General features: G+C 72.3%; 15 protein-coding genes. 7 read left to right on the top strand and 8 right to left on the bottom strand.

The genetic code is table 11. The features are described 5' to 3' along the window. Window positions 1-174: 174 nt before the first annotated feature. From OG811_RS14500 to OG811_RS14480, 5 genes are all read right to left on the bottom strand, one after another. Window positions 175-630, bottom strand: a complete 456-nt coding sequence (locus OG811_RS14500) for a DUF4383 domain-containing protein (protein WP_406074855.1) — start codon at window positions 628-630, stop codon at window positions 175-177. 101 nt (window positions 631-731) lie between these two features. Next, window positions 732-2537: an ABC-F family ATP-binding cassette domain-containing protein gene (locus OG811_RS14495; RefSeq protein WP_406074854.1), complete on the bottom strand. Its 1806-nt coding sequence runs from the start codon at window positions 2535-2537 to the stop codon at window positions 732-734. A gap of 123 nt (window positions 2538-2660) precedes the next feature. Then, on the bottom strand, window positions 2661-3611 hold the full coding sequence (locus OG811_RS14490; protein ID WP_406074852.1) for a 4-(cytidine 5'-diphospho)-2-C-methyl-D-erythritol kinase: 951 nt from the start codon (window positions 3609-3611) through the stop codon (window positions 2661-2663). Window positions 3612-3688: 77 nt separating this feature from the next. After that, complete coding sequence (gene rsmA, locus OG811_RS14485) at window positions 3689-4558, bottom strand: 16S rRNA (adenine(1518)-N(6)/adenine(1519)-N(6))-dimethyltransferase RsmA (protein WP_406074851.1); 870 nt, start codon at window positions 4556-4558, stop codon at window positions 3689-3691. A 46-nt stretch (window positions 4559-4604) separates the two neighbouring features. Further along, entirely contained in the window at window positions 4605-5504 is a 900-nt protein-coding gene (locus tag OG811_RS14480) for a TatD family hydrolase (protein WP_406074849.1), read from the bottom strand. 132 nt (window positions 5505-5636) lie between these two features. Here OG811_RS14480 and OG811_RS14475 point away from each other — a divergent pair, with 132 nt between their 5' ends. Beyond that, on the top strand, window positions 5637-6884 hold the full coding sequence (locus tag OG811_RS14475) for a hypothetical protein (protein ID WP_406074847.1): 1248 nt from the start codon (window positions 5637-5639) through the stop codon (window positions 6882-6884). A gap of 46 nt (window positions 6885-6930) precedes the next feature. Here the strand turns inward: OG811_RS14475 and metG are convergent, their stop codons facing one another. Continuing rightward, window positions 6931-8733 carry a methionine--tRNA ligase gene (gene metG, locus OG811_RS14470; protein ID WP_406074846.1) on the bottom strand — a complete coding sequence of 601 codons (1803 nt, stop codon included), beginning with the start codon at window positions 8731-8733 and terminating at the stop codon, window positions 6931-6933. A 412-nt stretch (window positions 8734-9145) separates the two neighbouring features. On the opposite strand from metG, the gene OG811_RS14465 reads away from it, so the two are divergent. After that, on the top strand, window positions 9146-9928 hold the full coding sequence (locus tag OG811_RS14465; RefSeq protein ID WP_406074845.1) for a hypothetical protein: 783 nt from the start codon (window positions 9146-9148) through the stop codon (window positions 9926-9928). Window positions 9929-9952: 24 nt separating this feature from the next. Here the strand turns inward: OG811_RS14465 and rsmI are convergent, their stop codons facing one another. Next, window positions 9953-10792 (bottom strand): 16S rRNA (cytidine(1402)-2'-O)-methyltransferase, encoded by an 840-nt coding sequence (rsmI, locus tag OG811_RS14460; RefSeq protein WP_406075730.1) that lies wholly within the window; start codon window positions 10790-10792, stop codon window positions 9953-9955. 141 nt (window positions 10793-10933) lie between these two features. On the opposite strand from rsmI, the gene OG811_RS14455 reads away from it, so the two are divergent. From OG811_RS14455 to OG811_RS14445, 3 genes are all read left to right on the top strand, one after another. Then, window positions 10934-12595, top strand: a complete 1662-nt coding sequence (locus OG811_RS14455; protein ID WP_406075729.1) for a dolichyl-phosphate-mannose--protein mannosyltransferase — start codon at window positions 10934-10936, stop codon at window positions 12593-12595. Between the two features lie 366 nt (window positions 12596-12961). Further along, window positions 12962-14248: a VWA domain-containing protein gene (locus tag OG811_RS14450; RefSeq protein WP_406074844.1), complete on the top strand. Its 1287-nt coding sequence runs from the start codon at window positions 12962-12964 to the stop codon at window positions 14246-14248. Further along, entirely contained in the window at window positions 14248-15030 is a 783-nt protein-coding gene (locus tag OG811_RS14445; protein ID WP_406074842.1) for a peptidase, read from the top strand. Before OG811_RS14450 ends, OG811_RS14445 begins: the two co-directional genes overlap by 1 nt. Before the next feature lie 45 nt (window positions 15031-15075). On the opposite strand, the gene OG811_RS14440 is transcribed toward OG811_RS14445, so the two are convergent. After that, the gene (locus OG811_RS14440) at window positions 15076-15345 is read right to left on the bottom strand and encodes a hypothetical protein (RefSeq protein ID WP_406074840.1); all 270 of its coding nucleotides are present in this window, start codon (window positions 15343-15345) and stop codon (window positions 15076-15078) included. A gap of 200 nt (window positions 15346-15545) precedes the next feature. Between OG811_RS14440 and OG811_RS14435 the strand changes: the two genes are divergently transcribed. Together OG811_RS14435 and OG811_RS14430 are read left to right on the top strand one after the other, a co-directional pair. Beyond that, entirely contained in the window at window positions 15546-16202 is a 657-nt protein-coding gene (locus tag OG811_RS14435) for a 4'-phosphopantetheinyl transferase (RefSeq protein ID WP_406074838.1), read from the top strand. Window positions 16203-16404: 202 nt separating this feature from the next. Beyond that, on the top strand, window positions 16405-17223 hold the full coding sequence (locus OG811_RS14430; protein WP_406074836.1) for a DUF4352 domain-containing protein: 819 nt from the start codon (window positions 16405-16407) through the stop codon (window positions 17221-17223). Window positions 17224-17225 lie beyond the last annotated feature (2 nt).

Raw genomic sequence — 17225 nt, 5'->3', positions numbered from 1 at the left:
ACCCAAGGCAGAGCCGACTGTCCCGAGAACCACAATGGCGGCAGGGTCCGCCGAAGGCTGGACCCAGTCAGGTTTTCGCCGGAGCCCGAGCTGCGCAGGGATCAAGCCTGACCGCCCGGAGCAGCTCGGGCTCCGGCGAAAACCACCACCGCAACCCGCGAAGAAAGCAGGATATCAGAGCACCAGCCGAGCCTTCTGGAACGCCTCCACCTCGTCCTCCGACCCGACCTTGCCGTACATGCCGACCATGAGCAGCACCAGGGCCGCCGCCATCATCACGATCACGGTGGTGATGCTGAGGTTGAAGATGTTGGCGTCGGTCCGGATGAACGCGAGACCGGCCAGGCTGATCACCATCATGGCGTACGACAGCCACTGGTTGATCGCCACGTCGATGTTGCGGCCGAGCGCGGTGCCGACCAGCACGACGATCCCGAGCAGCACGCTGAGCAGCGAGAAGCCGAGGTTGGTGCCCTGGCCGAGGACCCGGGTGCCGTCCTGGGCGAAAATGTCGTTGCCGGTGCTCGTGATGATGCCGAGAACACCGAAGACCACCAGGTACAGACCGGTCAGCCCGCCGATCGCCCGGTAGACCGGCCGCGCGGGATGGTTGACGGGGGTGTGGGCCATGTCTGTGTCTCCAACGCCGTGGGGTGAGGTATCGCCGACGATTGTCTCGCATGTGGCGGTGTGACGCCGCACACGGTCCCGGGCCGGCGCGTACGGTCCGGTCAGCTCTCCGGCAGGTCCTCGGCGAGGGCCATCCAGCTCTCCTCGATCCGCTCCCGCTCGGCGCGCAGATCCTTGAGCTGGGTGTCCAACTCGGCGACCCGGGCGTAGTCGGTGGCGTCCGCGGCGAGCTGATCGAGCATCGTGACCTCGCGCTGGTCGAGCTTGCTGAGTTGGCGTTCCAGCTTGGTCAGATCCTTGCGGGCCTGGCGGACCTCGGCGGCGGACCTGCCACTCGCGGTCGGGCCGGTGGGCCCGGCGGTCGGGTTGACCCCGGCCCGGATGCTGCCCGCCCGCTCCGCGGTCCGGGCGAGGTATTCATCCACACCGCCCGGCAGGTGCACGAGCCGGCCGTCGCCGAACATCCCGTACGCCGTGTCGGTGACCCGTTCGATCAGGTAACGGTCGTGGCTCGCCACGATGATCGTGCCGGGCCACGAGTCGAGCAGGTCCTCCAGCGCGGCGAGGGTGTCGGTGTCCAGGTCGTTGGTGGGCTCGTCGAAGAGCAGCACGTTGGGCTCGCCAGCGAGCAGCCGCAGCATCTGCAACCGGCGGCGCTCCCCACCGGAGAGGTCACTGACCGGGGTCCAGAGTCGGCGGTCGTCGAAGCCGAAGACCTCGGCGAGCTGCGCGGCGGAGACCTCCCGGTCGCCGAGCTGGACCCGGCGGGCGACCTCCTCGACGGCTTCGAGCACCCGCAGGTGCCCGGGCAGCTCGGCGAGCTCCTGGGAGAGGAACGCGGGCCGCACGGTGGAGCCGGTGCCGAGGCGGCCACCGTCGGGGCGGGTGATGCCGGCGAGCATCCGCAGCAGCGTGGTCTTGCCAGCGCCGTTGGCGCCGAGGATGGCGATCCGGTCACCGGGACCGACCTGCCAGGTGACGTCGCGCAGGATCTCCTTGGGGCCGGCGTGCAGCTCGACGTTCTCCAGGTCGTACACCTGCTTGCCGAGACGCGAGGTGGCCATGCGTTGCAGCGACATGGTGTCGCGCGCCGGCGGCACGTCGGCGATCAACGCGTTCGCGGCGTCGATGCGGAACTGGGGCTTGGAGGTCCGGGCGGGCGGACCACGGCGCAGCCAGGCGATCTCCTTGCGCAGCAGGTTCTGCCGGCGGGCCTCGGTGGCGGCGGCGACGCGCTCGCGCTCGGCACGGGCGAGGATCCAGGCGGCGAAGCCACCCTCGTAGGCGCGGACGGTCTGGTCGGCGACCTCCCAGCTGGTGGTGCAGACCGCGTCCAGGAACCACCGGTCGTGGGTGACCACGACCAGGGAACCCTTTCGCCCGACCAGGTGCCGGGCCAGCCAGTCGACACCGCCGACGTCGAGGTGGTTGGTGGGCTCGTCGAGGATGAGCAGGTCGGAGTCGCGGACGAGCAGCGCGGCGAGCGCCACTCGGCGTCGTTCGCCACCGGACATCGGGCCGACCGGCTGGTCGAGCCCGAGGTGCGGCATGCCGAGGCCGTCGAGGATGGCACGCACCCCGGCGTCGCCGGCCCACTCGTGCTCGGCGCCCATGCCCTCGTTGAGCCAGGCGGTGCCGAGCACGACGTCCCGGACCGTGGCATCGGGGGCGAGCGTGAGCTGCTGCGGCAGCCAGAGCACACGCAGGTCGCGGCGGTGGGTCACCCGGCCGTCGTCGGGGTCCTCCTGCTTGGTGAGCAGCCGTAGCAGGGTGGACTTGCCGGCGCCGTTGAGGCCGACCACGCCGATCCGGTCGGCGTCGTCCAGGCCGAGCGAGACGTCCGTGAGCAGCCGCCCGGCGGCGCCATACCCCTTGGACACCCGGTCCAGATTGACGATGTTCGCCACGTTCCACCCTTCATGATCAAGGCGTCCCGGGTGCCGGCGGGCACCTGGACGCCTGACCCAAGGGTACGCGGACGCCCCGGAAGCCCGCGCCGCGCGGGCACAAGCCCCTGGTGGGACGGGCCGTCAGCCGACGCGGGCGCCGGCGACCGGACCGTGCGCGACCCGCGCCTCCCGGCACACGCCCGCTGCGGTCAACTCGGCGGCGACCCGCTCGGCGGCGGCAGCATCGGCGACGAGAAACACGCAGGTCGGGCCAGAGCCGGACACGATGCCGGTAAGGGCACCGGCGGCCTCACCGGCCTTGAGGGTGTCGGCCAGCGCCGGACGCATCGCCAACGCGGCGTCCTGGAGGTCGTTGCCGAGCGTACGGGCGAGCACCCGGGGGTCGCGCTGGCGCAACGCGCCCAGCAACGCGTCGGTGCTGCCCAGCGGGGCACCAGCGGTCCCGGCGTCGCGGAGCCGATCCAACTCCCGGTACGCGGCCGGGGTGGAGAGGCCGCCGTTGGCGATCGCCACCACCCAGTGCCAGGAGATGGGGCGGACCAGCACCGGGCTGATCGCCTCACCCCGGCCGGTGCCCAGCGCGGTGCCACCGTAGATCAGGAACGGGACGTCGGAGCCGAGGTCGGCGGCGATCCCGGCCAGCTCGTCGCGGGACAGCCCGGTGCCCCAGAGCGCGTCGCAGGCCACCAGCGCGGCGGCGGCGTCGGCGCTGCCGCCGGCCAGCCCACCGGCGAGCGGGATCCGCTTTCGCAGGTGCAGTCGGGCGTGCGGCAACACGCCCGCGTACCCGGCGAGGGCGTGCGCCGCGCGGATCACCAGGTTGGTGTCGTCCAACGCCAGCTCGCCGGTGCCCTCACCCTCCATGGTCAGGGCGAGGGTGTCACCCCGGCGGGCGGTCAGCTCGTCGTAGATCGAGATGGCGTGGTAGATGGTGTTCAGCTCGTGGTAGCCGTCACGGCGCAGCGGCCCCACCCCGAGGTGCAGATTGACCTTCGCGGGCACCCGGACCCGCACCGGCCCGATGGCGCCGCGTCGCTCGTCCTCGCCGTCCGGTCGCCAGGCCTCGGTCACGGGGTGCGGTCCCGCACGTGCAGACGAATGTGGGACGGCTTGGTCAAGGTCGACTCCTCGGCGGGCACGGCGTCAGCCTACTTCGCGGCCGGCGTACCGACCGGAGCCGACGCGGCGATGGCGGCGAACTGCTCGACGGTCAGTGACTCCCCCCGGGCGCCGGGGTCGACGCCGGCCGCGGTGAGCGCGGCGGCGGCCCGGTCCGGGCCACCAGCCCAGCCGGCCAGCGCGGCGCGCAGCGTCTTGCGTCGCTGCGCGAACGCCGCGTCGACCACGGCGAAGACCCGCTCCCGGGGTACGTCGACCCGAGGTGGTTCGTGGCAGGTGAAGGCGACCAGACCGGAGTCGACGTTGGGCACCGGCCAGAACACGTTCGGGGGCACCCGACCGGCGCCCCGGGCGTGGGCGTACCAGGCAAGTTTGACCGACGGGATGCCGTACACCTTGGAGCCTGGACCGGCGACGAGCCGGTCGGCGACCTCCTTCTGCACCATCACCAGTCCCTGCCGCAGGGTGGGCAGCACGGCGAGCAGGTGCAGCACCACGGGCACGGCCACGTTGTAGGGCAGGTTCGCCACCAGCGCGGTCGGCGGCGGGTCGGCCAGCTCGGCGGCGTGGATCCGCAGCGCGTCGGCGCGGTGCACGGTGAGCCGACCGGCGTCCGCCCCGGCGTGCCGCGCGACGGTCTCCGGCAACGCACCGGCGAGCACCGGGTCGATCTCCACGGCGTGCACGTGCCCGGCGACCGGCAGCAGCCCGAGCGTCAGCGAGCCGAGCCCGGGCCCGACCTCCAACGCCACGTCGTCCGGGGTCAGATTGGCGGCGGTGACGATCCGGCGCACGGTGTTCGGGTCGTGCACGAAGTTCTGGCCCAGCTTCTTGGTGGGCGCGACGCCCAGCCGGGCGGCGAGTTCCCGGATCTCCGCCGGGCCGAGGAGACCGCTCATGGCTGGCAGCGTAGCGGCGGCGTCGAGGCCGACCGTCGGGCCGGGCTCACCACGGGCCGAACGCCCGGTCACCGGTGGCGGAGATGGCCGCGCACAGCTCGTCCAGGTCGGTGCCCGTGGTCGCGGCGAGCGCGCGGACGGTGAGCGGGATCAGGTACGAGGCGTTCGGCCGGCCACGGTGCGGCATCGGGGTGAGGTACGGGGCGTCGGTCTCCACCAGGATCTGGTCCACGGGGGTGAGCGCGGCGGCCTCGCGCAGCGCGGTGGCACTGCCGAAGGTGACGGTGCCCGCGAAGCTGAGCAGGAAGCCCCGGCGGACACACTCGCGGGCGAAGTCGGCGTCACCGGAGAAACAGTGCAGCACCACCCGGTCGGGAGCGCCCTCGTCGTCGAGGATCCGCAGCACGTCGGCGTGCGCGTCCCGGTCGTGGATGACCAGCGCCTTGCCATATCGCTTGGCGATGGCGATGTGCGCCCGGAAGCTCTCCTCCTGGGCGGCACGCCCCTCGTCCCCGGTCCGGAAGAAGTCCATCCCGGTCTCGCCGATCCCCCGGACCCGGTCGCGGGCGGCGAGCGACTCGATCTCCCGCAACGCCTCGTCGAGGTCGGTCAGCCGAGGCGCCTCGTTGGGGTGCAGCGCCACGGTGGCCAGCACGGCGGGATACCGGTCGGCGGTGTCCGCGCCCCACCGCGAGGAGGCGACGTCCACCCCCACCTGGACCAGCCGGTCCACGCCGACCTTCGTGGACAGCGTGATCGCCACGGCAACCGGGTCGTCGGCCGGACCGCCGCCAGGCACACCGGCCTCACTGACCGTGATGTCCAGGTGCGTGTGGCTGTCCAGCACCGGCCGGGGCAGCGGCTCGGGGGCGGGCGGAAACTCTCCGGCCCGCCGGGCGGCACGCTCTCGGCGGGATTCAGTGGGCTCGCTCATCAGCGACAGCATCACACACCGGGCCTGGCCATCTGTCCGCCACCCGACGTTCACCTCGACTACGCCGCGCGACTCTACCGTCGCCACCGGGCCGACGCGACAGCGTGCCGACCCCCATCTCACCGAGCAGAGGGAGGTGACGGCATGAGCGTCATTCCCCAGGCCGGCGACGCCGCCGGCGAACGTACCGGACTGCACGTGATATTCGAGGGCGGCGCCTACCCGGCCAAGGAGATCGCCCGAGGCGCCGCCTACGAGCTGTTCAGCGCCGACGAGGTGGCCGGCTTCGAGTGGGCGCCCCGCCCGGGCAGCGCCCTGCCGTGGCGCCGGTTCGTGCACGTCACCGAAGTGACCGCGGTGCACGGGGCGACGGAGCCGGCCGACGAGCCGGAGACCCCGCTGGTGATGCCCGCGCACCGCGAGCGGGGTTGGGCGTACCTGCACCAGCTCAGCCAGCAGCCGGCCGCGGCGGATGACCCGATGCTGGCGGTGGCGCGCGCGTCGGCGGTGGTCCGGCGCGGCACCCGGATGGTGAAGGTGCTCTCCGCCCGACAGCTCGCCGGGTACGTACGGGGCTGGCTGCCGCACGGCTTCTGCTACCGCGAGCACGATGTGGCGCATCTGCGTACGCCGGTGGCGACGACGGTGCTGCGCACCGACGGTGAGGTCGGCCGGGACGGCATGGAGGTGGCGTACGCGCTGCGCTGGCGGGCGTCCGACCCGGGCGACTACGACGTGCCGGTGGGCGAGGCACACCGCGGCCTGACCGCGCTGGGATCCCGGGACCGGCTCGGTGCGCCGGTGCTGGGGACGGGCTTCGTGCCGAGCAACGGTCAGCTCATCCCGGAGTTCATCACCCGGGACTTCGCCGACCTGCCGATGCCGGCGAACGCCGCCCTGCTCGCCTACCCGGCGGAGGGGGTGGAGGTGGTGCTCTACACCTACCAGGCCGAGCAGCGCGGGTGGCTGCGGATGGTGGGCCCGCAGTGGCGGCACCTGCTCGCCGCGGTGCCGGGCCTCTCCCCGGACCAGGAGTACGTGCCGAACGGGGACACGCCGCGCTCCACCCAGTTGGTCGGCGTGCACGGCGACAACGAGTACGAGGCGGTGGCCGACCTGCCCGGCGGGTTCCGGGTGCTGGCGATGACCCGGGCGGCCCGTTACCCGGTGAGTGCGGTGGCCCGCCGGCTCCGGTTCGCCCAGTGGCGGGGCGTGCCGTGCCTGGTGCTGCGGGAGGAGGCCGGTTGGCTGCGGCTGCGGCTGCGCTACCCGAACCCGGACGCGGTGATCACGACTGGCGCGCAGTGCCACGAACGCGGCGTCTACGAGGTCTGGGCACCAGGCCCCGAGGTGACCGACGACCAGGTGATGGACACCCGATACGCGATGTGACGTCGCGCGGCGGCAGGGCACCGGTGCCGCCGCGCGCGTCGTGCGTTCAGTCGGCCAGCCGGGCCAACTCCTCGTCGACGATCGACGGGTCGAGCTTGCGGAACACCGGCTTCGGCACCGCCAGCGGCCGGCCCGCCTCCAGCGCCACCGACTCCCAGCGCGCGCCGACGGTGTAGTCCCCGGTGAGCACCGGGTACGCCGGACCGCCGTCCAGGTCGTCGACCTGCTCGATGACCGGCATCGGCGCGTGCACACCGGTGCCGCCGAGCAGCTCGTGCACCTGCTGCGCGGAGTGCGGCAGGAACGGGGTGAGCAGCGTGTTGGCGTCGCTGATCACCTGGAGGGCGACGTGCAGGATGGTGCCCATCCGGGGCTTGTCCGCCTCGTCCTTGAGCTTCCACGGCGCCTGCTCGGAGAGGTACCTGTTGGCCTCGGCGACCACCTTCATGGCCTCACCGATCGCCTGCTTCTGCCGGTGCCGGCCGATCAGGTCGCCGACCGTGGTGAACCCGGCACGGGCCACCGCGAGCAGCGCCTCGTCGGCTTCGGTGAGCCCGGCCGGGTCGACCGGCGGGATCGCCCCGAAGTTCTTCGCCGCCATCGAGACGGACCGGTTGACCAGGTTGCCCCAGCCGGCGACCAGCTCGTCGTTGTTGCGGCGGAGGAACTCGGCCCAGGTGAAGTCGGTGTCGTTGCTCTCCGGGCCGGCGGCGGCGATGAAGTAGCGCAACGCGTCGGCGTCGTAGCGCTCCAGGAAGTCGCGAACGTAGATGACCACCTTGCGGGACGAGGAGAACTTGCGCCCCTCCATGGTCAGGTACTCGCTGGAGACCACCTCGGTGGGCAGGTTGAGCCGACCCAGCTCGCCCGGCTCACCGTCGCGGGAGCCCTCGCCGGAGTAGCCGGAGAGCAGCGCCGGCCAGATCACCGAGTGGAAGACGATGTTGTCCTTGCCCATGAAGTAGTAGGACCGGGCGTCCTTACCCTCGCCGTCGGCGGACCAGTACTTCCGCCACGCCTCGGGGTCGCCGGAGCGGCGAGCCCACTCGATCGAGGCGGACAGGTAGCCGATCACCGCGTCGAACCAGACGTAGATCCGCTTGTCCGGCCGGTCGCGCCAGCCGTCCAGCGGGATCGGTACGCCCCACTCCAGGTCCCGGGTGATCGCCCGGGGCTGGAGGTCGTCGAGCAGGTTGCGGGAGAACCGCAGCACATTGGGCCGCCACCCCTCCCGGGTGTCCAGCCATTGCCGCAGCACCTCGGCCAGGGCGGGCAGGTCCAGGAAGAAATGCTCGGTCTCGATGAACTTCGGGGTCTCCGCGTTGATCCGCGACTTCGGGTCGATCAGGTCGATCGGGTCGAGCTGGTTGCCGCAGTTGTCGCACTGGTCGCCGCGGGCGCTGTCGTACCCGCAGATCGGGCAGGTGCCCTCGATGTACCGGTCGGGCAGGGTGCGCCCGGTGGACGGGGAGATGGCGCCCATGGTGGTCTTCGGCACGATGTAGCCGTTGCGGTACATCCCCTCGAACAGTTCCTGCACCACCGCGTAGTGGTTGCGGGTGGTGGTGCGGGTGAACAGGTCGTAGGTGAGCCCGAGGCCGTGCAGGTCCTCCACGATCACCCTGTTGTACCGGTCGGCCAGCTCGCGCGGGGTCACCCCGTCGGCGTCGGCCTGCACCTGGATCGGGGTGCCGTGCTCGTCGGTGCCGGAGACCATGAGCACGTCGTGACCGGCCATCCGCATGTACCGGGCGAAGACGTCGGAGGGTACGCCGAAACCGGAGACGTGGCCGATGTGGCGGGGGCCGTTGGCGTACGGCCAGGCCACTGCCGCGAGAACATGACTCATGAGCAGCAAGCCTAGTGACCCGTCCGGGGCGTCCGCGAACCAATAGGGGTGCCGGGCCGGCGGACCGGGCCGGCCACCCCGCCCAACGGTCCGATTTGTCGCCGACACGCGGCTCAGCTGCCCGTTCCGCCTCCCGGACCGGTGTGCAATGAACGTCGTGACTGGCAGACGAGCGGCGCGGGACCACGAGGATCGTCCCCCCCTACGACCGAGCCCCGCCCCCGGGCCTGCCGCCGATCGGCCAGCGGAGCAACAGGCGCCGTCGGGGCGAGCGACCGCGCCGAGGCGCAGCGGTCCGGGAGAGATCGCCGCCACCCCGGCCCGGCCCACGCCGGCCGCGCCGCCGCCCACTCCGGCCCGTCCGACCCCGGCGGCACCCGTACCCAGCCCGGCCCGGCCCGGCTCACCAGGTTTGACGGTCGGCTCGGCGCCCGCCGCCGCAGAGCCCGCGGAGGCCGTCGAGGTGGAGCCGACCACCGGGGCGCCGGTGGACGCGGTGCCGCGTCGAGTGCCGGTACGCCAGCAGAACCGCCGGCACCGGGGCCCCCGGCCCGACGGCGACACGCCCGACGATGACGGGGTCTTCTGGGCGCCGATCGAGCAGGTGCACTGGGACGGCACCCCGGTCCGGAAGGACCCGGCGCCGGAGCGGGATCGCAGCTTCCGCCGGGCGTGGCGCCGGGCAGCGGGCCGTCCGGCCCCACCGCCGGATCCGCTGCCCGGGCTCGCCGCGCTGGTGGCGTTGAGCCTGGTCACGGCCTTCTTCGCCTGGGTCAGCACCGGCCCGTTCTGGCTCGCGGTCGGGCACGCCCGAACGGGTACGGTGGTGATCGACGACTGCACCGGCGGCGGGCTCACCCTGCGGTGCCGGGGGATCTTCACGGCGGAGGACGGGCGGTTCATCGCGCACGGTGTACGGGTCAGCGGCGTCCTCGCCGGAGGCGACGCTCCCGGGACGCCGCTACGGGCACGGATGACCGGCCCGGACGGCGGCACCGCGTACGCGGGCGTCGGCGTGGACCGGCACCTGCACTGGCTGCCCGGACTGCTGGTGGTGCTGGGCTGCACCGCCGGCATCGTCCGGTGGACCGGGTCGGCCCGACTACCCGGCCGCCGGCACCGCCGCTGGGCGATGGCCACCGCCATCGCCGGTCCGGTGCTGATCACCGTCGGCTTCCTGGTCGCCGCCTGGTGAGCCCGCACCGCCGCCGAGGTTCGGTCAGCTGTGCACGATCGTGTAGACGTCCCGGCGGCGCAGCGCGTACTCGGTGGCGACGTCGGTGATGGCGTCGCGGCGGGACCGGCCGGCGGCCTCCCGCTCGGCGACCGCCGCGCGCAGGGTCTCGTCGTCGGGGCGTTCCGGGGCCTGCACCGGCGCCCCGGCCACCACCAGGGTGATCTCTCCGCGCGGGTTGCCTTCGGCGGCCCACCGGGCCAGCTCGCCGAGGGGGCGGCGAAGGACCTCCTCGTAGGTTTTGGTGAGCTCACGGCAGAGCGCGGCCGGCCGTTGGGCGCCGAAGGCGTCGGCCAGGTCGGTGAGGGCCGCACCGATCCGGTGCGGGGCCTCGAAGAAGACCAGGGTGCGCTCCTCGGCGGCGAGCGCCCGCAACCGGGATCGGCGGGCACCGGGGGTGCGGGGCAGGAAGCCCTCGAAGCAGAACCGGTCGCAGGGCAGCCCGGAGACCGCCAGTGCGGTGGTGACCGCGCTCGGCCCGGGGGCGACGGTGACCGGCGCCCCGACGTCCAACGCGGCCCGGACCAGCCGGTAGCCGGGGTCCGAGACGCTTGGCATCCCCCCGTCGGTGACCAGTGCCACCACGTACCCGCCGAGGATGACCTCGACCAGCTCGGGGGTACGCCGCTCCTCGTTGCCCTCGAAGTAGGAGACGATTCGACCGCCGACAGTGATGTCGAGATCGCGGGCCAACCGGGTCAGCCGGCGAGTGTCCTCTGCCGCGACCACGTCGGCGCTGATCAGCACCTCCCGGAACCGGGCCGAGGCGTCGGCGGGGTTGCCGAGCGGGGCACCGAGCAGGATCAGGCGCCCAGCTTCGGACATTTCACCCACGAGTTCGTCTCCTTCATTGACTGCGAATACCGGTATCAGGGACGACGGACGCCACCGGACACGTTGGCAGCCTACGATCGCCGGGTGACGAGTGCGTCGACAGCGCAGAGCCCGAGCGCCGACCCGACCAGGATGGTCGAGGTGACGGGCGAGCCCAGCACCAACCAGGAGCCAACGGCACCACATGCCAGTGGCGGCGGTTTGTCCGCCGTGGTCCGGCGACGGTTCGCCACCGTCGACACCCAACTGGACCGGTTCTCCTGGCTGGCCACGGCTGTGGTGGTGGCCATCGCGGCGATCCTGCGCTTCGTCGGGCTGTCCAGCCCGAAGGGCAAGATCTTCGACGAGACGTACTACGCCAAGGACGCCTACGGGCTGATCAGCCGCGGCGTCGAGTGGAACTACAAGGACAACGGCCCGTCGTACGTGGTGCACCCGCCGCTGGGCAAGTGGCTGATCGGCCTCGGCGAGTGGGCCTTCGGCTATCAGGACGTGGAGTCGAAGGTCTCCGTCCCTGGGCACCTGATCACCACCGCGCCGGAGTTCGGCTGGCGGTTCTCGGCGGCCGTGATCGGCACCCTGTCGGTGTTGCTGCTGGTCCGCATCGGTCGACGGATGTTCCGCTCGACGGTCCTCGGCTGCGCGGCCGGCCTGCTGCTCGCCCTGGACGGCTTCCACCTGGTGCTGTCCCGCGCGGCGCTGCTCGACATCTTCCTGCTGTTCTTCGTGCTGGCCGCGTTCGGCGCGTTGGTGCTCGATCGGGACGCCCGCCGACGCCGCTGGGCGCGGGCGCTGGACGACGGGCTCGACCCGAGCCAGTCGGGCCGCGCCGGCCGGCCGCCGACCGGTTGGCGCACCTGGCCGTGGTGGCGGTTGGCGGCCGGGGTGCTGCTCGGCTGCGCCTGCGCGGTGAAGTGGAGCGCGCTGTATTTCGTACCGGCCTTCGCGCTGCTGGTGCTCCTCTGGGAGGTCGGCGTCCGCCGCTCGGCGGGGGTCCGCCGGCCCTGGCGGGACACCCTGCTCGACGAGCTGCCCTGGCTGGTGCTCGCCGGCGTGCTCATGGTCGGCACCTACATCGCCACCTGGTCGGGCTGGCTGCTCACCGACGACGGCTACTACCGGCTCGCGTCGGCCTACCCGAGCGCCCCGCTCAGCGACCGCCCGGTGATCGGTCCGCTGATCAACCTCTTCGAGTACCACCGTGCGGCGTACGGCTTCCACGCCCAGCTCGACGATGCACACAAATACCAGTCGTGGCCGTGGCAGTGGTTGCTGCTGGGTCGCCCGGTGGCGTTCCACTGGTCCGGTGACGGCGCCTGCGGCGCGCCGAGCTGCGCCTCGGAGATCCTGCTGCTCGGCACCCCGCTGCTCTGGTGGTCGTTCCTGCCCGCTCTCGTGGCGCTGGCCTGGCTGGGCGTGGCCCGTCGGGACTGGCGGGCCGGCGCGATCCTGCTGAGCGTGGCGGCCGGGCTGCTGCCCTGGTTCTGGTTCGCCCTCGAGGGCCGCACGATGTTCTCGTTCTACGCCGCGCCGGCGCTGCCGTTCCTGGTGCTGGCCGTGGTGTACGTGCTGGGCGCGCTGATCGTTCCCGCCGGGGGTGACGTGGGTGAGGTGGCGCCGCTAATCCCCGGCGACCCGAGTTACGAACGCCGACTGGTGGGCAGCGTCGCGGCTGGGGCGTACGTGCTGCTGGTGGCGCTCTGTTTCGCGTACTTCTATCCGATTTTCGTCGGGCGGTTGATTCCGTACTCGGACTGGCTGTCCCGGATGTGGCTCGACGGTCGGTGGATATAAGCACCGACAGGCGACGCGCCGCACAGCGCGACGGAAAAGGGCCCGCACGCTTGAAGCGTGCGGGCCCTTTTGACATAAACGCGCGCCCCGATCGCCTGCCACGGGGGAAGCGGGCGATTGGGGCGCGCATGATGAGCTTAACCACCGCGCACCACCGGCACAACGGGGCAACTTGGGTCAGATTTCCGACGGATGTCGGCCGGGCCGACGCCTCTCCTTTAGCAGTTGACCGAGGGTGACCTGACGTGGACCCAGAGCGCGGAAACAGCCGGTCAGAGGCACACCTCGCCCTCGCCGGAGGTGCCCGGGCCGGAACGCCCGACACCCGGACGATCATCCAAAGTGGATCTCACTACACTGCGGGCCGTGATCAACTTCAGACGATCGACGGCTGTCCTCCTCGGACTGCTGGCGACCACCGCGCTGGCCGGGCCCGCCCCGGCCCAGGCCGACGAGGAGCCGGCGCCCGAACCGCCCCGGGTCGAGCTGGTGCTCGACGTCAGCGGCTCGATGCGCGCCGCCGACATCGACGGACGCAGCCGGATCTCGGTCGCACAGCAGGCCTTCAACGAGGTCGTGGACGCACTGCCGGAGGAAACCCAGCTCGGCATCCGGGTGCTCGGCGCGACCTACCGCGGCAAGGACAAGAAGGTCGGCTGCCAGGACACGCAGCAGATCGTGCCGGTCGGCCCGGTGGACCGGTCCGCGGCCAAGGCCGCGGTGGCGACGCTGCGGCCGACCGGATTCACACCGGTCGGCCTCGCACTGCGCTCCGCCGCACAGGACCTGGGCGCCGGAGCCACGACGCGGCGGATCGTGCTGATCACCGACGGCGAGGACACCTGCGCCCCGCCGGACCCGTGCGAGGTGGCCCGGGAGCTGGCCGCCCAGGGCACCAGCCTGGTCGTCGACACCCTCGGTCTGGCCCCCGACGAGAAGGTCCGCCGGCAGCTGCTCTGCATCGCCAGCGCGACCGGCGGCACCTACACCGCCGCGCAGAGCGCTGAGGAGCTGACCGACCGGATCAAACAGCTCGTCGAGCGGGCCGGCGACACGCACACCCGCGCCCCGACCGTGGTCGGCGGCGCGAACGCCTGCGACTCGGCGCCGCTGCTCGCCCCCGGTGTGTACGCCGACCGGGAGGCGTTCTCCGAGCACCGCTACTACCGGGTGCCGGTACGCCCCGGGCAGGAGCTGCGGGCGTCGGTGAGCATGGCGCTGGACCGAGCGGTGAACCGGGACTACGGGGTGCTGCTGCGGGCCACCGCAGCGGACGGCCGGGAACTGGTCCGAGGCGCGGACGCCGGCAGCGGGCGGGCCGATGTGCTCTCCGCCGGGCTGCGCTGGTCAGCCGCCGCCGACGACGACGAGGATGCCGCAAAGACCGCGGAGACCTCCGCGCCAGTCGTCGAACCCACCACCGTCTGCCTCGTCGTGAGCAACTCGTTCGCCCCGCGCCCCGGCACCGCGGCGACCCCGGGTATGCCGGTGGAGTTGACCATCGACGTGGTCGCTGCCGCGCCCGCACCGGACGGACCGGACCTCGGCCGGGGCTGGGTGCTGCTCGCCCTGCTCACCGTTGCCGGGCTGATCACCGGCCTGCTCGCCGGCCTGCTCACCCGCTGGTGGGTCGCCACCTGGAGGGAGAACTGATGCGTACCGCACTGTTCCGGTCGCTGGCGGCACTGCTTGCCGCCGGCGGGGCCGCGCTGGTCCCCGCCGCGGCGGTCGCCGCTCCGACCCCCTCCCCGGGTGCCACACCGGTGAACCGGGCCGGCACGTCGTTCCTCACCGCCACCCCGATCTCCGCCGGGCAGCCGGTGCGGGTGGACGCCTCGATCGGCGATCACCTCTACTGGTCGTTCCCGGCGAAGGCCGGCCAGGTGCAGGAGATCAATGCCACCGTCACCTTCCCGAAGGGGCGCAGCGGCGCCTCCACCTGGACGGTCGACGTCTTCGACGGGTTGCGCCGACGCCAGGCGTGCACCGCCGGGGCGCAGACCCCGACCGTGGACGCGAAGGCATCGAGCGTGGTGCTGGGCTGCACGCTGCGCGAGGTGCGGCCGTGGGCCGAGCCCTGGTCGGCCGATCCGCTGCCCGGCACGTACGTCATCCGGCTCTCCGTGATCGACCTGCCGGAGCCGGATCTTGGTGCGCCGATCGACGTGGACCTGCTGGTCGGCACCATCGCCGACCGGGGCGCCTCGGCTGACGACGGCGAGTTGGCCGCACCGCTGGTGCCGAACACCAAGGCGGGCACGGTGCTCAACGCCGTACCCGTGGCGGACCCGGAGGCCGACGACGAGAGCGACTCGCTCACGGACTGGTTGCCGGATCTCGGCTCGCGCTGGGTCTGGACCGCCATCGGCGGTGTGCTCGCCGCGGTCGCTGGCGTGGTCGGCTTCGCGGTGACCCGGCGGCCCCGGCGTCGCTGAACGCCCCCTCTGGTGGCCCCGCCCGGCGGCGGGGCCACCAGAGGCTCAGCTGCGCCGGGAGCCGCGCGGCAACCAGCCGATGAACCTCTCCTGGAGCGACATCACCGGGGCGGCGCGCAGATCCTCCGTGGCGGCGGCGAGGCAGGAGCCCAGATAGACGCTGAGCATCGCCCGGTCGCCCTCGTACTCCGCCAGCAGCCGGCTGCGCTTCGTCGCGCACGGCCACTCGTCACCGCAGGACCCGCAACTCCAGCCGGGGGTCTTCGGGGCGTGCTCATCAGCCCGCACCCCCGGCCGTTCCGCACCATCGGTCATCGCACGTCCTTCCAGATGTCCACGGGACTGGCGGCTTGCCGTGCCGGCCAGTGTTTGATGGTGGTCCCCCCGGAGCCATCAGGAACGGCGTTACGCGTCCCTCCGGTGTTACATCTTTGCGGTACCTTCTCCGGTCGTGGGAGTCGGAAAGTTGACGCTTGAGCGGATGCTCCATTTCTACCGACGGGTAGGTTGAGGCGATGCGTGACCTGCTGCCGTCGACAGTCGCCGTGGCGGTGGCCGGGCCGGAAGACTGGGCGGGCGAACTGCTCCCCGCTGAGCAGGCGTGCCTCAGCGAGCGGGCCGTACCGACCCGCCGGCGGGACTTCACTGCCGGGAGGGCCTGCGCCCGCCGGGCATTGACCGATCTCGGCCTGCCACCGACCGCCGTGCCGTCCGCCGCCGACCGGGCGCCGGTCTGGCCGGCCGGGGTGGTCGGCACCATCACCCACACCACCGGCTACTGCGCCGCCGCGGCGGCGCACACCACCGACATCAGGTCCGTCGGGATGGATGCCGAGCAGCACCGCGAGGTCAATCTGGGAGTACACAGACTCGTGCTGCTGCCCGAGGAGGAGGCCGACTGCGCGCGGCTGCCCAGCGGCACGTCCTGGCCGCTCGTGTTGTTCAGCGCCAAGGAGACCGTCTACAAGGTCTGGTACCCGGTCGTCGGGAGCTGGCTGGACTTCCATGACGCCCGACTCGACCTTGATCCGGACGCGGGCACGTTCACGGCCCGGATCGCGCAGGCCCGGGTGGACGCCGCGGCGGTCGACGACCCACCGGCATCGATCACCGGCCGCTTCGTGGTCGCCGACGGGCTGGTCCGCACCGCCGCCGTGCTTCCACTGCGCTGACCACCCATAGTCACTCAGTGCGACGACTGCGCCACCTGTCCACATAGACGTTCAGTGCTCGGTTGAACACCGTCCAGGCTGGCCGGTCCAACGCACCAGTGCGGACGGTGGGATCCGTTCCGGCGCGGCGATCGGGCGTTTCGCCACGCACGGTAGCGTCGGCAAGTTCCCGAACCGCACGTACGAGGCGTCAAGGAGTACGGTGACCCACCCTCAGCCCCCCGTCGGGCCGCAAGATCCCCAGCAGCCGAACGTGGACCCGCCGACCGATCCGTACCCGGCGACACCGCAGCCGCCGTTCTCCGGCGCCGCGTACGCGGGCGCTGGCAGCGGGTACGCGGGCGCTGGCAGCGGATACCGGGTGCCTGGGGTGCCGGGCTATCCGCTCCTCGCACCGCCACCGGTGCAGTCGAAAGGCGCCAAGAAGACCGTGGTGGTCGTCGCGGTGACCGCTGCCGTGCTCACCCTGCTCTCCTGCGCGGGCGGCATCGTGGCGGTCGTCATCGGCGCCAGCCGGACCGCGCCCACCGTGTCCGAGGCGCTACCCACGCCCGACGTGCCCCGGGGCGTCGGGCAGCCACCGGCTACGGCACCCTCGTCGACACCACCGCCGATCGACGACGACACCCGCAACATGTCGCCCGGAGACACCCTGGTCCTCGACGGCGACGACGGCACCGTCGAAATCACCGTGACGAAGTTCCGCAGCGCCACCAAACCCTGCACCTCCCGCGGCCTCAAGCCCGACGAGGGCATGTACGTGATCGCCGACGTGACGGTGGCCGTCACCAAGGGCACCGCTTCGTCGAACCCGCTCTTCTTCCACTGGGTCGCCGCCGACGGCACCAAGACCACCGCGATCGGTGGGGCCCTGTCCGGCTGCGGCAAACCGATGCCCGCCAGCAACGATCTGGCCGCCGGCACCAAACGCACCGGCAGTGTGGTGTTCGACGTGCCCGACACGTCCGGCGCGCTGGAGTACCAGCACCAGTTCAAGACCGCCGGCTCCTGGAAGCCGTAGCG

Source organism: Micromonospora sp. NBC_01638 (genome assembly GCF_045209745.1).
Taxonomy (GTDB): Bacteria; Actinomycetota; Actinomycetes; order Mycobacteriales; family Micromonosporaceae; genus Micromonospora.
The sequence above is the reverse complement of the archived record's forward strand: the minus strand, read 5'-3'. Positions and strand labels throughout refer to the sequence as shown.

What these genes read in the sequence shown, in the direction of transcription:
- OG811_RS14500 (WP_406074855.1), bottom strand. Translation starts at nt 630, where the DNA reads ATGGCCCACACCCCCGTCAACCATCCCGCGCGGCCGGTCTACCGGGCG.
- rsmA (WP_406074851.1), bottom strand. Translation starts at nt 4,558, where the DNA reads ATGAGCGGTCTCCTCGGCCCGGCGGAGATCCGGGAACTCGCCGCCCGG.
- OG811_RS14480 (WP_406074849.1), bottom strand. Translation starts at nt 5,504, where the DNA reads ATGCTGTCGCTGATGAGCGAGCCCACTGAATCCCGCCGAGAGCGTGCC.
- OG811_RS14475 (WP_406074847.1), top strand. Translation starts at nt 5,637, where the DNA reads ATGAGCGTCATTCCCCAGGCCGGCGACGCCGCCGGCGAACGTACCGGA.
- metG (WP_406074846.1), bottom strand. Translation starts at nt 8,733, where the DNA reads ATGAGTCATGTTCTCGCGGCAGTGGCCTGGCCGTACGCCAACGGCCCC.
- rsmI (WP_406075730.1), bottom strand. Translation starts at nt 10,792, where the DNA reads ATGTCCGAAGCTGGGCGCCTGATCCTGCTCGGTGCCCCGCTCGGCAAC.
- OG811_RS14455 (WP_406075729.1), top strand. Translation starts at nt 10,934, where the DNA reads ATGGTCGAGGTGACGGGCGAGCCCAGCACCAACCAGGAGCCAACGGCA.
- OG811_RS14445 (WP_406074842.1), top strand. Translation starts at nt 14,248, where the DNA reads ATGCGTACCGCACTGTTCCGGTCGCTGGCGGCACTGCTTGCCGCCGGC.
- OG811_RS14440 (WP_406074840.1), bottom strand. Translation starts at nt 15,345, where the DNA reads ATGACCGATGGTGCGGAACGGCCGGGGGTGCGGGCTGATGAGCACGCC.
- OG811_RS14435 (WP_406074838.1), top strand. Translation starts at nt 15,546, where the DNA reads ATGCGTGACCTGCTGCCGTCGACAGTCGCCGTGGCGGTGGCCGGGCCG.